This window comes from Vibrio harveyi NBRC 15634 = ATCC 14126 = KCTC 12724 (genome assembly GCF_001591145.1).
Lineage (GTDB): Bacteria > Pseudomonadota > Gammaproteobacteria > Enterobacterales > Vibrionaceae > Vibrio > Vibrio harveyi.
In genome coordinates, this window is sequence record NZ_BCUF01000002.1 from 14,185 (window position 1) to 28,070 (window position 13,886).

At 45.8% G+C, this 13,886-nt stretch carries 8 protein-coding genes and 1 other RNA gene; 8 read left to right on the top strand and 1 reads right to left on the bottom strand.

Translation table 11 applies throughout. From position 1 onward, the window contains the following. Positions 1-153 precede the first annotated feature (153 nt). The 4 genes from VHA02S_RS01175 (at position 154) to VHA02S_RS01195 (ending at position 6,924) form a co-directional block, all read left to right on the top strand. Complete coding sequence (locus tag VHA02S_RS01175) at positions 154-2,151, top strand: GGDEF domain-containing protein (protein WP_038899105.1); 1,998 nt, start codon at positions 154-156, stop codon at positions 2,149-2,151. Positions 2,152-2,294: 143 nt separating this feature from the next. Beyond that, positions 2,295-2,391: signal recognition particle sRNA small type (gene ffs, locus VHA02S_RS01180), an RNA gene on the top strand. Between the two features lie 860 nt (positions 2,392-3,251). Next, the gene (locus VHA02S_RS01190; protein ID WP_038899103.1) at positions 3,252-6,005 is read left to right on the top strand and encodes a cation-translocating P-type ATPase; all 2,754 of its coding nucleotides are present in this window, start codon (positions 3,252-3,254) and stop codon (positions 6,003-6,005) included. A gap of 184 nt (positions 6,006-6,189) precedes the next feature. Beyond that, positions 6,190-6,924, top strand: coding sequence for an RNA methyltransferase (locus tag VHA02S_RS01195; protein ID WP_005446638.1), 735 nt, complete (start codon positions 6,190-6,192; stop codon positions 6,922-6,924). A 90-nt stretch (positions 6,925-7,014) separates the two neighbouring features. Here VHA02S_RS01195 and fdxA read toward each other — a convergent pair whose 3' ends face one another. Continuing rightward, entirely contained in the window at positions 7,015-7,338 is a 324-nt protein-coding gene (gene fdxA, locus VHA02S_RS01200; RefSeq protein ID WP_005431654.1) for a ferredoxin FdxA, read from the bottom strand. A gap of 232 nt (positions 7,339-7,570) precedes the next feature. Between fdxA and VHA02S_RS01205 the strand changes: the two genes are divergently transcribed. The 4 genes from VHA02S_RS01205 to VHA02S_RS01220 all read left to right on the top strand — a co-directional run bounded on the left by VHA02S_RS01205 (position 7,571) and on the right by VHA02S_RS01220 (position 13,875). Continuing rightward, positions 7,571-9,190, top strand: coding sequence for an NAD(P)/FAD-dependent oxidoreductase (locus VHA02S_RS01205; protein ID WP_038899102.1), 1,620 nt, complete (start codon positions 7,571-7,573; stop codon positions 9,188-9,190). Positions 9,191-9,534: 344 nt separating this feature from the next. Further along, on the top strand, positions 9,535-9,954 hold the full coding sequence (locus VHA02S_RS01210; protein ID WP_005446643.1) for a CBS domain-containing protein: 420 nt from the start codon (positions 9,535-9,537) through the stop codon (positions 9,952-9,954). Positions 9,955-10,017: 63 nt separating this feature from the next. Continuing rightward, positions 10,018-11,469, top strand: a complete 1,452-nt coding sequence (locus VHA02S_RS01215) for an MATE family efflux transporter (protein WP_005446645.1) — start codon at positions 10,018-10,020, stop codon at positions 11,467-11,469. Between the two features lie 99 nt (positions 11,470-11,568). Beyond that, complete coding sequence (locus VHA02S_RS01220; protein WP_038899101.1) at positions 11,569-13,875, top strand: zinc/cadmium/mercury/lead-transporting ATPase; 2,307 nt, start codon at positions 11,569-11,571, stop codon at positions 13,873-13,875. Positions 13,876-13,886 lie beyond the last annotated feature (11 nt).

The window sequence follows — 13,886 nt, forward strand, 5'->3', positions numbered from 1 at the left end:
TAAATAGTGACCCGTGCGGCAGACTCTTGATTTGTTTATGAAATAATAGGCCGAATGTTATATGTTCGGCCTTTCATATTTATTGTGCATTTAATAATAAAAATTCAATCCTACCTTCAATATGTATGAAGGGTCCTTTTAGAAACGTTTGTCATGGTTAAAGTAGTTCAAAGGCTGTTGGTTTTTGCTTGCTTTCTATTGAGTTTGAGCCTCAAAGCAGAACCGGAACAAGCCCCTAATTATAAGGTAGCGACAGAGGCGGATGATGTCGTTACTCGCGTGTTATTTGACGCAGTAGCAGAACATTTTGGTGTTTCGATCCAGTACGTGAATTACTCGAGTTTCGACGCTATTTTGGATTCTGTTGCGAACGGTGAGAGCGACTTTGCTGCGAATATCACCTACACCTCAGAACGTGCACTGAAGTTCAGTTATTCACGTCCAACTAACATTGAATATACTTATCTGTATGGTTTGAATGATGCGACCTTAGGTGAAGCGAGTGTTGTTGGGGTACCAAAAGACACCATCTATGCAGAGCTTATTCAACAAAACTACCCTGAGTTGCTTCAAGTTCCTTATCAAGGGCATGAAGAAGCGGTGGCACTGCTGCGTTCTGGTCAAGTTGATGGGGTAGTAGATGCTATCAATCAACTCAAACCTATGTTGCTAGAAGGCTTTGATGCCAAACTTCTTAATGACCAAATCTCCATCAAGCCTGTTTCTATTGTTAGCCAGAAAGGATCACATCTTGATGAGTTGTCGACGTTTGCCAATTTTATTCACGATGAATCGGTACAAAAGCACTTACGCGAACAAGTTGCGCTATATCAGTTTGAACTTCGACAGACAGCATTGCGTGAATCTATCAAACGACTGCCAATCGATTTAGAGCAGCCTCTTACTATCAAGTTTGAATCTATCTTTCCTTACGTGGTTTATAAAGAGGACGGCTCTATCGAAGGGATGACAGCAGACGTCGTAATGAAAAGTTGTAAAATTTTGGCTTTGAATTGTGTGGTTATCAGCAAGCCTGATGAAAGTTGGGAGTCCATGTACGCCCAATTTATCCAAGGTGAATTCGATTTATTAGCGCCACTGACCATCAGTCGAGAACGACGTGCTTTCAGTTACTTCCCTCAGCCTCATTACCAACCGACGTCGGTTATGGTGAAACGCTTGGGCTACAAGCCCAACGTATATTCCCATGTTTCTCAGCTTATTTCTGAACGTATTGGTGTGGTAAAAGATGACTTTTTTGATCAAATGCTTACCCAAATGTTGCCATTAAAAGAACTCAAGCGATTTGATTCTCAGCAAGCAACATTAGATGCCTTGTTAGCCAGAGAGATTGATTACATTGCGATGGACACCGCTATGCTGAATCATTTCTTACGTTTGAGTGAGTTAATTCCAATTGAACAAGACGATGCGATTGGTGAGTTTTACGAATCGGAATTGTCGATAGGGTTAACAACCAATCAGCGTGGTGAAATTCTCGCCCCATACTTTAGTCGAGCAATCTCCATGCTAGATTTGGAGAAAATTGTTGCTCAGTATGACTTAAGACCAGATTGGCGAACCGCCTTAGAATATGAAGTTCGTTTGGCGACGCAGACTCAAGCTGTGTTTGTTTTTGTGCTGGTGTTTGCGGTTGGTGTCAGCTTGTACCTATACCGTCAATCAAACACTGACAACTTGACTGGATTGAGAAATCGACGCTCGTTACAACTTAAGTACCGACAGGGTGTACCAAAGGATCTTGCGGTCTTGTATCTCGATATTAACCACTTCAAGCAAATCAACGATACGTTTGGACATCGAGCAGGGGATAAAGTGTTGCAATTGCTGTCGCTCAAAATACATCGTGTGTGGGCGGGTAGAAGTTATCGTATTGGTGGTGATGAGTTTATTTTGCTTGGTTATCCTACTGAGGTTCAGTTAAGTCGAGCAGTTGAAGAGCTGAGTTCACTGGATGCCAAAGACGAACAATCTGATGGTTTGAATGTGGTAACCATTTCTGTGGGTGTTTCCGTCAAGCGAGAGCGAAGCGTTAGTCTTGAGCAAGCGCTGCATTTAGCAGATGAAGATATGTACTCGAGCAAACAAGCTTCCCGGAATTGTAATGAAGCAAACCCTTGTATGGTTTAGCTTTAATAGACTGAATTGACCGAGTTTTGTCCAAACGGAAGTGAAAAGGACAAATTCGTCGCTTTAGCCCTTGCAATCCGAGAGGCGATGCTGAATAATCCTCACATCATTTGAGACAAGCTCTCAAAGCAAGAATTATGGGGCTCTGGTCCTCTCGCAACAATAGCTCGTGAACTCGGTCAGGTCCGGAAGGAAGCAGCCGCAGCGTGTGACTTGTGTGCCGGGATGTGGCTGGGGTCCCACCCTTTAAAAGCCTCGCTTATACAGCGGGGCTTTTTCGTTTTTATCTTCTGCACTTTGGAGCCATTCAATACCCTGATTTCTGTACCTATACCCAAGTTGCTTCAGTGACACGCTCCCGATGGGCGAGTTGCCTTGGTTCGCATGCTTCGTTAACAATTTTCGATTTAGAAGCACTAGATCTTCAAATTGTTGCCTCGCCTTCAAACCAAGTCATTCTCGCGGAACCAAGCATCTCGAGGTTACTTGGGTATACATGGATGAGCTTCATTCTATGGGAAGGAATCTAAAGTCGCGCTTTTACCCGCGTTATTCATTTTTCCCAGAATATGCTCAGAAAATAAATATTCATTACCGATGAATGCAAGGCTTTATATTCTTACAGTGCTCGCATCATTATTTTCTGTTAGCAATTCTTTTATCTTCTCGTTCCTGTTTATTCGAATGGTTTGTCTGCTTGTTAGATTTGTTAGCAATCTTTAAGAAAATTAATCTGTAGAAAAATTACACTTTTCGGGAAATATGAAGTGTATTTTCCGTCTATTCGGGGTCTTATTCATGATCTTTTACACTTGTTTTATTTTTTGTATGACAAAATAAAATTGAGATTGATTGGGGTCAAAGATTCGTCCGCATTCGCCTTTTTCGGGGCTGAAAGTTAATTACAAGTATTCATTGGTTCGGGTAGGTTATTTTTACTCGCTGACATAACACTGAATAGATTCTTGATAAATATTCAAAATGAAAATAAACGGTGCAAAGGTGACGAGCGAGGTGATTTAACTCAATTCTATTCAGCGAATGCTTTTTATCAGTTTGAAATTGTACTGATGTCGCTTGAATGCTTTTTGGAGACCCCCATGACTAAAAAGTGGTTTACTGAGTCGGTTGAAGAAACACTGACTCAATTTAATGTATCAACTGAGCAAGGTCTGACTTCGGAAGAAGTAGAACAGCGTCAGGCTGAACACGGCAAAAATGAGCTACAAGAGCAAGAAGGCAAATCTGCGCTTGAGCTATTTCTACACCAATTTAAGAACCCATTGATCTTCATTCTGGGTATTGGTGCGATTGTTTCCTTCTTCACTGGTCACCTAGTTGATGCGATTGCCATCACTGTGATCATCTTCATCAATGCCATCATTGCATTTTGGCAAGAGTTTAAAGCTCAGAAGGGCATGGAAGCACTGCGAGAAATGGCAGCCCCAACCGCACAAGTTCGTCGCAATGGAGAATGGGTTGATGTCTTGGCGCGTGACATTGTGCCAGGCGATATCCTAAAGATTAATACGGGTGACATCCTCGCAGCGGACGTGCGTATCATCGAAGCGAACCGTCTCGCAGTAGATGAGGCTGCGCTTACTGGTGAGTCTGAGCCGGTTGATAAAATCGTCAAGGTGATTGAAGACGAAACCGTTGGTCTTGGTGATCAGCGTAATATGGGCTTTATGACCACGATTGTGACGACAGGTACAGGCTTAGGTGTAGTAGTCAGCACAGGCATGAAGACGGAAGTCGGTCATATTGCGGACATGATGGCAAACACCGAAGAAACCAAAACACCAATGCAAGAACGTATGGATACCATCGCGAAGACCTTGATGGTTGCGGCTTTGGGTGTGGTTGCTGTGGTTTGTGGTATCGGTCTTTACCATGGTATGCCTTGGCTCGAAATCCTCAACACGGGTATTTCTCTATCGGTAGCAGCAATTCCAGAAGGTCTACCAACGGTTATTTCAATTGTGTTGACCATGGGCTCAACACGTATGGTGAAGAACAACGCATTGGCGAAGCAGCTTTCTGCGATTGAAACGCTCGGTTCAACCACGGTTATCTGTTCGGATAAAACCGGTACGCTGACACAAAACCAAATGCAGGTAATGAAAGCGTACGATGCAAGTGGTCGTTACTGGGAAGTGTCGGGCAAAGGCTTTAGCCCTGAGGGGGAATTCAAACCTCTAGGTCATACGGTTGATGCAAAGCAAAGCCCAGAAATGATGAAAGGCTTGGTAGTTGCGACCCTGTGTAATGATGCGGAATACATCAAAGATGGTGATAATTCGTCAGTGCGTGGTAACCCAACCGAGGGTGCGCTGATTGTTGCCGCGGCAAAAGCGGGTCTGGAACAATCAGACATGCTATCAACAGGCGGTTACTCTATCGTCGAGAAGTTCCCATTCGACTCTGCACGTAAGATGGCGTCAGTGATTGTTAAAGGACCTGATGGTAAGCACTTCCTTGCTATCAAAGGTGCGCCAGATGTGGTGTTGCGTAATGCCTCTGGTTTTATGGTTGATGGTGGTGAGCTACCAACAGCTCCAACCATGTCGACAGGTAGCCTTGCGTTAGCGGCAAGTCCAGCAGAAGAGGTCATCGCGAATTATGAAGCGGCAATTCAGGACTTCGCAGGGCAAGCGCTTCGTACTTTGGCGGTGGGTTACAAAGAGCTGACAGAGGATGACCTAAAGCGTGATCCTGCTGAGCTAGAGAAAGATGTGACCGTGCTTGGTTTGTATGGAATCATGGACCCTCCGCGTCCAGAGGTTCGAGATGCAGTAGAGAGTTGTTACAACGCTGGCGTTCGCACGGTAATGATCACGGGTGACCATGCACTCACTGCAGCGGCAATTGCACGCGAAATCGGCATTATCCGCAGTGAAAAAGACTTGGTTATAACGGGAGCACAACTGGATGAAATGGACGATGAGGCATTGCGTAAGATTTGCCCGGAAGTGGCAGTCTTTGCCCGCGTGACGCCAGAGCACAAGCTGCGTATCGTTCAAGCTCAGCAGCACAACAATGAAGTGGCTGCGATGACGGGTGATGGCGTTAATGACGCACCTGCCCTTCGTCGAGCTGACATTGGTGTTGCGATGGGTATTACCGGTACTTCGGTGGCCAAAGATTCAGGTGATTTGATCCTTCTGGATGACAACTTCAGTACGATCGTGAAAGCCGTGCGCCAAGGACGTCAGATCTTCGATAACTTGCGTAAGTTCATTCGCCAAGCACTGACAGCGAACGTGGGTGAAGTGTCGGTTATCTTATTTGCTTTCTTGATGATGGGGCCTGAGGCGATTCTACCACTCACGCCATTGATGATTCTTTGGATTAACCTAGTCTCTGACGGCTTGCCTGCTTTGGCGTTGGGTGTTGAGCCAGAAGAGAAAGACTTGATGGAACGTAAGCCGCGCAAGCGTAACGAAAGTTTCTTCAGCGACCATCTCGGTACACGTATTGTGACGCGTGGTTTAGCATTAGGCGGAATGAGTTATTTGGCGTTCAACTGGGCATTGAGCAGCGGTCAAAGCGCTCAATATGCACAGACAATGGCATTCGCAATGTTGATTTTTGCCCAGTTATGGCACTTGTTTGATTCGCGTACGTTTAACTCGTTATATCGTAAGAACCCATTCACCAACAAATACCTACTGGGGGCAGTCGCAGTATCAGCAATGCTGTCTCTTGGCGTTATTTACACGAGTCTTGGTCAGCTTATCTTTAATACCGAGGCGCTGAGTGCTGGTCACCTATTTGGTGTGATATTAGTGTCTTCACTGCCGACGTTCATTTTGTCTGGTATCAAAGAGATGACGAAAACCAAAGTCGTTTAAGAATGGTGATGTCGATTCTTGCAGCATAGGGAAGCGACAGAGACCTAAAGCCCGCCGAGAGTGATAGCTTGGCGGGCTTTTCTTTTCTCTCAAGCAAGGCATCTCTTTAGCTGTGCGAAGGTTTACTCTATAATCCTCTCCGTTTTCATCTGGTACTTCACCAACTTTCATCTGGGATATTTTCATGATTTCAAAAAACCAACTAAAACTGCTGCGTGCTTTAGGTCAAAAGAAGCAGCGTAAAGCGCACGGCTTATTTCTGGTTCAAGGTGAAAAGAACGTACTGGAGTTAGCGAACAGCTCGCTCACGGTAAAGCAGATTTTTGCGACTGCTGAGTTTCTAGAGCAGCACAGCCAAGAACTAAACGGTTTCGAATGTATTGAAGCGTCACTTGATGACTTAACCAAGGCAAGTACCCTGGTCAGCAATAACGCAGCCATTGCTGTGGTTGAAATTCCAAACGTAACAGTGCCTCAGGCAAAAGGCTTGATGATTGCGTTGGATGGCGTATCTGATCCGGGGAACCTAGGTACGATCATTCGCGTAGCAGACTGGTATGGTATCGAGCACATCATCGCGAGTACGGATTGTGCCGACCCATACAACCCAAAAACCATCAGCGCAACCATGGGTAGCTTTGGTCGTGTGCAAGTTAGCCTAGTGGATTTACCAAGCTACTTAGAAGAGGCAAACTTGCCTGTGTATGGTGCTTTTCTTGAAGGCGAGAGCGTGCACAAAACGGAATTCTCAGCAGACGGTATTTTGTTGATGGGCAGCGAATCTCATGGTGTGCGTGAAGCGGCGTCTAAATTTGTGACTGACAAGATTACTATTCCAGCATTTGGTGGTGCAGAGTCTCTAAACGTAGCAATGGCGACAGGTATTATTCTGGACAACATGCGTCGTCAACACAGCTAATCGCAGCAACGAATCATAGATACAAAAAAAGCGTAACGAGCCAGACTTTTTCAAGTTGAGGTTCATTACGCTTTTTTCGTTTTAATGCGCTTATTTTTCTAGCATGTCCAATTTATTTGGCACGCCGTTCCACTTTTCTGCTTCATCCATTGCTGGCTTCACTTCAGTTTGTACCGGCCAGATTTCTGCAAGTTCTGCGTTGAGCTCTTTGTAGATCACTTGATCTTCTGGTAGCTCGTCTTCTTGGAAGATGGCGGCTGCGGCACATTCATCCACGCACAAGCCACAATCGATGCATTCAATCGGGTTGATTACCATAAAGTTTGGACCTTCGTGGAAGGCATCAGCAGGGCATACCGCGACACAGTCAGTGTATTTACATTGGATACAGTTATCGGTTACGACAAACGCCATGATAATCAGCTCTTAAGTTAGTCAAAATTGAAGAATGGGGATAATACTCATCCCAAGGCAAAATTCAACATTCGCTACGTTAATTCCGCCGCGCAACTTGGATTTAGTATGACAGACAATTCAATTTCTCGTAAAATGCGCGCCATTGTGAGCTGACTGCTTTTTCACCCTTGATATTAACGAGGAGAAAATAGCAGTTCTGGCTAAGACACCTACCATAACGAGACATCACATGATTTGTATTAATGAAATTAAACTTCCTCTTGATCACGAGGAAGGCGCGCTATTGGACGCGATTACTAAAAAGCTTGGCATTGCTGCTGAGAAAGTTATCTCTTTTAATGTCTTTAGACGCGGCTACGATGCTCGTAAGAAAACCAATATTCATCTTATCTACACGCTAGACATCATCGTTGAAGGTGATGAAGAAGCGTTGCTAGCGAAATTTGAAAAAGACCCACATGTTCGCCAAACACCTGACATGGAATACAAGTTTGTGGCGAAAGCACCTGAGAACCTAACTGAGCGCCCAGTGGTGATCGGTTTCGGTCCTTGTGGTCTTTTTGCGGGTTTGGTTTTGGCTCAAATGGGCTTTAACCCAATCATCGTTGAGCGTGGTAAAGAAGTACGTGAGCGCACTAAAGACACGTTTGGCTTCTGGCGCAAGCGTACACTTAACCCAGAATCGAACGTACAGTTTGGTGAGGGCGGTGCAGGTACTTTCTCTGATGGTAAACTTTACAGCCAAGTGAAAGATCCAAATTTCTACGGTCGCAAAGTGATCACTGAGTTTGTTGAAGCTGGAGCCCCAGAAGAAATTCTATACGTAAGTAAGCCGCACATCGGTACCTTTAAACTGGTTACCATGATCGAGAAGATGCGCGCGAAAATCATCGAGCTAGGTGGTGAGATCCGCTTTAGCACTCGTGTTGACGATCTGCATATGGAAGATGGTCAAATCACAGGCGTAACGCTATCAAACGGTGAAGAGATCAAATCTCGTCACGTAGTACTAGCGGTAGGTCATAGTGCTCGTGATACCTTTGAAATGCTGCACGACCGTGGCGTTTACATGGAAGCGAAACCATTCTCTGTTGGTTTCCGTATCGAGCATAAACAGTCGATGATCGACGAAGCGCGTTTTGGTCCAAACGCAGGTCACCCAATTCTTGGTGCTGCAGACTACAAACTGGTTCACCACTGTAAGAATGGTCGTACGGTTTACAGCTTCTGTATGTGCCCTGGTGGTACGGTAGTTGCGGCAACTTCTGAAGAAGGTCGTGTAGTAACGAACGGCATGAGCCAGTACTCTCGTGCGGAGCGTAACGCGAACAGCGCAATCGTCGTCGGTATCTCACCAGAAGTAGATTACCCAGGCGATCCACTAGCAGGTATCCGTTTCCAACGTGAACTGGAATCGGGCGCTTACACACTCGGTGGTGAGAACTACGACGCACCAGCGCAGAAAATTGGTGACTTCCTGAAAGGTCGCGATCCAAGCGCACTGGGTGATGTTGAGCCATCGTTCACTCCGGGCATCAAATTGACTGACCTGTCAAAAGCGCTACCTGCATTTGCTATTGAAGCGATTCGTGAAGCAATTCCAGCATTCGATCGTAAGATCAAAGGTTTTGCATCAGAAGATGGTTTGCTTACCGGTGTTGAAACACGTACGTCTTCTCCAGTTTGCATCAAGCGTGGCAAAGACTTCCAAAGCATTAACTTAAAAGGTTTCTTCCCTGCGGGTGAAGGTGCCGGTTATGCTGGTGGTATTCTTTCTGCGGGTATTGATGGCATCAAAGTGGCGGAAGCCGTAGCGCGTGACATCGTAGCTTCACTGGAAAATGCATAATTTAGTCGCGTGATATAACGTCGAAAGCCAGCCCGATCATAGGCTGGCTTTTTTGTCTTTGCTGCATAGCTAGTTATTTCTCATTTAAATTTCTGAACGACTGGTTACTTATCCAACCTCTTCTCATGCTTTATATTCTCATGGTTATTCATCGAGCTGAGGGCGGTGTTGATGGTATATAAATATGCAACCGAGCATCTATTGTTTTGTCTTATGTATTGATTCGATTAGAGATCGATAGACTAAATCTATGGATAAAATTACTAATTTCCATTTAGTAAAATCAAGAAATTAGACGACACTTATCTTAAAGGCAGCAAAAATGTGCCGCTAAGGAGATAAGAATGCACTCACTAAAAGTTAAAGATTACATGACGTTACAGGCAGTGACTTTCACCAAGAACATGTCGTTGACGGCGGCTTTGGACAAGGTGATGCAAAGTGTTACTCTAGGTGGACCTGTTATCGACGAAAACGAGAAAGTCATTGGATTCCTTTCTGAACAAGACCTTTTGGACAAACTCGTTAAAGCCAGTTATCACTGTCAGGACACGCACACAGTAGAAGAGTGTATGCATGATGATGTTTTGTCTGTATCGCCGGATATGTCGATCATTGAGCTGGCCGACATGATGAAGATAGGCAAGCCAAAAATGTACCCTGTGGTAGATGATAAAGAGAAACTCGTCGGTGTGATTACAAGACGCGATGTGCTGAGAGCGATAGGAAAAACGCTGAACGAATGTTTCAAACACCCCGTTTAATAACAAAACAATAAGTATGAAGACGAAAGACGCTACGGCGTCTTTTTGTCGTTGAGGAAGAATATGTCTACGCAAGACGCAAAGTTTGTCCAAGGTTCAACCATGCGCCACATTCTGGTGATGTCCGGAGCGGGTTCCGTGGGTTTAATGGCGCTGTTTGTCGTCGATTTGCTCGATATGTTGTTCATCAGTATGTTGGGGCAGGTCGAGTTGGCTGCGGCGGTTGGTTTCGCGGGAACATTAATTTTCTTCTCAACTTCAGCATCGATAGGTACCTCGATAGCGATGGGCGCTTTAGTTTCCAAAGCGATCGGTGCAAAGGATTTCGAACGAGCGAAGTTGACCAGTGGTAGCATCATGCTGGTGGCTTTTATGATCAGCTTGGTCATTACCATTGGTATGTTCATCCACATTCCTGAATTACTCGCAGCCATCGGTGCGGAAGGAGTTGCGGCGGAGCGTGCTGAAGCGTATCTCAACATTCTTCTACCAAGTGCGCCAATTTTGGCATTAGGTATGTCAGCCGGTGCAGGTTTGCGTGCTGCTGGTGATGCTAAACGCTCGATGTGGGCCACGTTGGCTGGTGGTATCGTTAACGCGATTCTTGATCCTCTCTTTATCTTTGTCTTCAAATGGAACGTGGAAGGTGCGGCGGCGGCCTCGGTGATTGCTCGTTTTACGGTATTGGCATTCTCCCTTTATCCACTGGTGAAAGTGCATCAGTTGGTGTCCTTTCCAACATTTGATATCTTCAAAAATAACCTTAAGCCGATTTTGGCGATTGCCATTCCAGCAATCATCACTAATACCGCAACGCCAATTGGCAACGCGATTGTAACGACACATATTGCTCAATTCGGTGAGGACTTTGTCGCAGGCTTTGCGGTGATAGGGCGTTTAACACCAGTGTGTTTTGCTGTGATTTTTGCATTGTCTGGTGCGGTTGGTCCTATCATTGGGCAGAACTTTGGCGCGGAGCGAATGGACCGCGTGAAGCGAACACTGACAGACTCTTTGTTGGTTACCACTATCTACACGCTGGGTGTTTGTGCCTTGCTTTATGTTTTGCAAGATTACATCGTCGCTATGTTTAGTTTGACGGGGGATGCCGCGATTATTGTTGTCGCGTTCTGCACTTACGTTGCTATCACATTTGTATTCAATGGCACTTTATTTGTTGCGAATACCTCGTTTAACAACCTTGGTAAACCGCTTTATTCAACGGCATTGAATTTGGGTAAAGCGACAATTGGTACATTACCATTTGTGTACTTTGGGGCTCAATGGTATGGCGCACTTGGTGTGCTATATGGACAAGCGGTGGGTACGATTGTATTTGGTTTACTTGCACTGGTAGTACTGAACAAGCACATCAAAGATCTGATGCAGAACTTTGGGGAAGACATTATTGAAGATGACCCTGCGATTACTTGTGTTAACACTCAGCCTTTCTGTTCGCATGACGCGGTATTGATCGACGAAGTCGCAACGGCTTTGGAAGAAGAAAAAGCGTAATTTTGCTTAATTCATCATATTGTTCTTGACCTTGGAGCTAGCTCCAAGGTTTATCCTTAGTGGCAGAAAGAGACTCATCACCAATAAGGAAAGTGAATTATGTGTACAAAACATCAAGGTTGCCAATCTGGCAAAATCAAATCTGCGGTGGCGGTAGGTGCAAACGACTCTTGCTGCGCACCGGCAAAACCAACTCTCAATATCACGCAAGCGAGCGTGGTCGGCTCAGAAGGCTCTTGCTGCAGTAGCGGCGGCTGTAGCTCAGAGTCTGCCGAAGACGAAGGTCCTGCCGAACCCCTCGAATCCTCCATTCGTCATAGCTGGTTAGTGTCTGGTATGGACTGTCCTTCTTGTGCCCAAAAGCTAGAGAAGGCGATTACCTCTGTAGAAGGGGTTACCAACGCTAAAGTACTATTCGCAACCGAAAAATTGGTCGTCGATTTTGATAACCGTGCCGTCGCGGCTGTAATTGAGCAGGTCTCTCAACAAACTGGTTTTCCATTAACTTCTACCGATGCACCAAAGCCAAAAGCAGAAAAGAAAGGTTGGTTAGGCATTGTTAAAGACAATGTACAAATCCTATCGATCGCAGGTGCAATGGCGTTTGCTGGCATCATTTCTGATTTCAACCCAACGTTAAGTACTTGGCTGTTTACCTTAACCTGTTTGCTTGGTTTGTATCCGGTTGCAATGAAAGCGGTGAAATTGGCTCGTAGTGGCACTCCGTTTGCGATTGAAACATTAATGAGTGTCGCAGCATTAGGTGCACTTTACCTTGGCGAAACTGCTGAAGCAGCGATGGTGCTATTGCTTTTCCTTATTGGTGAAAAGTTAGAAGCATACGCATCATCTCGTGCTCGCAGTGGTGTTCAGGCATTGATGGACTTAGTGCCTGAAAATACGACACTAATTGTGGACGGCGAACGTCAAGAAGTGCCAGCGTCACAGCTTCAGCCAGGTGACATTATTGAAGTCGCTCCTGGTGGTCGTATGCCTGCTGACGGTCTACTTGTGACCCAAGCAGCAAGCTTTGATGAGAGCGCACTAACCGGTGAATCCGTTCCAGTTGAACATGCTGAAGGTGGAAAAATCATGGCGGGTGCCGTGGTTGTCGACAAAGTCGTGCAAGTGAAAGTGACGTCTCGCCAAGGTGAAAACGCGATCGACCGTATTCTGCATTTGATTGAAGAAGCAGAGTCACGCAAAGCACCGCTTGAACGCTTCCTAGATAAATTCAGTCGTTGGTACACACCGCTGATGATGCTTGTCTCTCTATTAGTCATCATCACACCGCCATTGCTGTTTGCACAACCTTGGGAGACATGGGTATACCGCGGTTTAGCATTGTTATTGATAGCATGTCCATGTGCTTTGGTTATCTCTACTCCTGCAGCGATTACCTCAGGTTTAGCCGCGGCAGCAAAACGAGGTGCCTTGATCAAAGGCGGTGCAGCGTTGGAACTGTTGGGACGTGTTGAATCTGTCGCGTTCGACAAAACAGGTACTTTAACACAAGGTAAACCGCAAGTGACTGACGTGGTTCCATTCGATGTAACAGAAGAGCAGCTATTAAGCTTAACGGCGTCGATTGAGATTGGCTCAAGTCACCCACTAGCGTTATCGCTGGTAAGTAAAGCGCAAGAGCAAGGCATCAATATTCCTGAAGCGGCAGATAAAACTGCGCAGGTTGGTTCTGGTGTGACAGGTGTGGTTGAAGGGAAGTTGGTTCAAGTCATCGCACCATCGAAAGCAGACTTCCCAATCTCGCAACAGGTTGAGCAACAAGTGGTTGAGTTAGAAGGGCAGGGTAAAACGGTCGTTATTGCTCGTCATGATCATGAAGTCATTGGTTTGATCGCATGGCAAGACACGCTTCGCCAAGACGCCCAGCAAGCGGTTGCTGCACTGAAGAAACTTGGTATTTCATCAGTCATGTTAACCGGTGATAACCCACGTAGTGCAGAAGCTATTGCTAACCAGATTGGTCTTGATTACAAAGCCAGTCTGTTACCAGCGGATAAAGTGCACTATGTGGAAGAGATATCAGCGCAACACACTGTCGCGATGGTCGGAGATGGTATTAACGATGCACCGGCGATGAAAGCATCCAGCATCGGTATCGCCATGGGTGGTGGTACGGATGTTGCGCTAGAAACCGCAGATGCGGCCCTGACTCACAACCGCTTGGTTGAATTGCCTGCGATGATTGAGCTATCACGTGCGACGCTCAATAATATTCGTCAGAACGTAGCGTTGGCTTTAGGCTTGAAAGGCGTGTTCTTGGTGACAAGCTTACTCGGTATTACCGGGTTATGGGTTGCGGTATTAGCCGACAGCGGGGCTACTGCCTTGGTGACTTTGAACGCTCTAAGACTATTACGCTTTGAAACTAAGCAAGTAAAATAATCATAAACGTG

Excerpts from the sequence above, each read along its gene's own strand:
- VHA02S_RS01175 (WP_038899105.1), top strand. The coding sequence starts at position 154 with ATGGTTAAAGTAGTTCAAAGGCTGTTGGTTTTTGCTTGCTTTCTATTG.
- VHA02S_RS01190 (WP_038899103.1), top strand. The coding sequence starts at position 3,252 with ATGACTAAAAAGTGGTTTACTGAGTCGGTTGAAGAAACACTGACTCAA.
- VHA02S_RS01195 (WP_005446638.1), top strand. The coding sequence starts at position 6,190 with ATGATTTCAAAAAACCAACTAAAACTGCTGCGTGCTTTAGGTCAAAAG.
- fdxA (WP_005431654.1), bottom strand. The coding sequence starts at position 7,338 with ATGGCGTTTGTCGTAACCGATAACTGTATCCAATGTAAATACACTGAC.
- VHA02S_RS01205 (WP_038899102.1), top strand. The coding sequence starts at position 7,571 with ATGATTTGTATTAATGAAATTAAACTTCCTCTTGATCACGAGGAAGGC.
- VHA02S_RS01210 (WP_005446643.1), top strand. The coding sequence starts at position 9,535 with ATGCACTCACTAAAAGTTAAAGATTACATGACGTTACAGGCAGTGACT.
- VHA02S_RS01215 (WP_005446645.1), top strand. The coding sequence starts at position 10,018 with ATGTCTACGCAAGACGCAAAGTTTGTCCAAGGTTCAACCATGCGCCAC.
- VHA02S_RS01220 (WP_038899101.1), top strand. The coding sequence starts at position 11,569 with ATGTGTACAAAACATCAAGGTTGCCAATCTGGCAAAATCAAATCTGCG.